General features: G+C 46.3%; 2 protein-coding genes. Both read left to right on the top strand.

The window, feature by feature from the left end:
* Window positions 1–865 (top strand): hypothetical protein (locus tag F6K53_RS41685; RefSeq protein WP_366511439.1); only part of this gene is annotated, 865 nt, incomplete at its 5' end.
* A 371-nt stretch (window positions 866–1236) separates the two neighbouring features.
* Entirely contained in the window at window positions 1237–1452 is a 216-nt protein-coding gene (locus F6K53_RS41680; RefSeq protein WP_293086275.1) for a hypothetical protein, read from the top strand.
* The last annotated feature ends 76 nt before the right edge of the window (window positions 1453–1528 follow it).

Raw genomic sequence — 1528 nt, 5'->3', positions numbered from 1 at the left:
TCTTCCCGATTCCCGATTCCCGATTCCCTGTTCCCTAGAAATGATTAAACTCAATCAACATTTAATATCCTATTTAGGTAGCTGCGCTTTATCTGCACTGGTGCTGTTTCCCGGATTAGCTAAAGCTCAGGTTCAAGTTTCTCCTTTAGTTATTGAAGAAGAAGCAGAACGAGGTCAAGCCAAAGGTATCATCAACGTCACCAATCGCAGTAATAAGGCGTTTCGAGCCCGTGTCTATGCGACACCTTTCACCTACGATGAAAATGGGTTTGAGGCGTTGGAATCTAGCTCTAATGACTTAACCCCTTATCTACAATTCTCCCCTCGTGAGTTGGTAGTAGAACCAGGAGTAACTCGCCGCATCCGCATGATTTCCCGCTTTCCTCCTAGTATGGATAAAGGGGAATATCGGGCAGTGATTTTCACAGAAAATCTGGAACATTCTCAGAATAATAGTCGTGGTGTAAGTATGGGCATCGTACCTCGCGTTGGTGTCACTGTCTATGTACGTCATGGAGATATTTCTCCCAAATTGACCGTAGAGGAAGCGAGCTTTGATCACAAGAGTAAGCAGATTCTGTTACAGGTTAGCAACAGTGGCAATGCCTCTGCACGTCCCAAGGTGGAGTGGACTCTGAAACAGGGAAGCACTACGGTCACCACTGGCAAACAAAACGAATGGACAGTTATTGCTGGGGGGGAACGGAAGATTTCTATCGGATATCCTAGTCATGCCAAGGAATTGACAGCTGGACAATACCAATTGACTGGAACCTTGCTTTGGGGCGAAGAAGAGAATCGACAAAGTGTGCCTTTTAGTATTAATCTGACTGTTCCCACCAGCACCACTGCTCAGAGTAATTAACCTGAGGGCGTTGCTTAATAATAGAATGATTTTAAGAGTTTTGTGGAACAGGCATCTTGCCTGTTCCCTGGTCTGTGTTCGGGTGCATCTCCTAAAAGTTGTTTGACTCAGCAGTGGTGCATTACGGGCAGCAACCTAAGCCTGGGTACGAAGCGAAACATGAAGCCCCCCCTGAAGCACCACTAGCAACTGTTCCCTGGTATGTGTTCCATTAAAGTGACAGCTCCTTTTTGCTGCATTGCTTGCCTGTTCCTTGAGGAGTAGGTAGAATTAACCCCGTCTCTTACTGGCTGGTATCTCACCGTAAAGCGCAAAAAATCAACGCAACCAACCTTGTTCTTACTCGCTAGTCCATTTTAACACGAAAGCCCTTGATAAATCCCGGAACGCTCCACCCCCACCCAATTAATTGGGCGGCTAACTCTCGCTTTGTTTACTCTCTGTTTTTTTTCCATCATGGCAGTGTAGATGAATTGACACTCCCCGCCCTGGAAGGACGGGGATTCTTGATTCAACGAGATGACTTGTTCAACCAGGCCGGAGCCAGGAAAAATAGAGGTCTCCTTGGAGACGAAACCTTAGAATAGTGGAGCCTTACTACAAAACCTTTCCCCTATGCTGCATAACCGACCGACTATAAAGGCTCCACTATTCTTACGGTAA

The organism is Moorena sp. SIO4A1 (assembly GCF_010672065.1).
Lineage (GTDB): Bacteria > Cyanobacteriota > Cyanobacteriia > Cyanobacteriales > Coleofasciculaceae > Moorena.
This window is presented reverse-complemented; position numbering and strand designations above follow the sequence as displayed.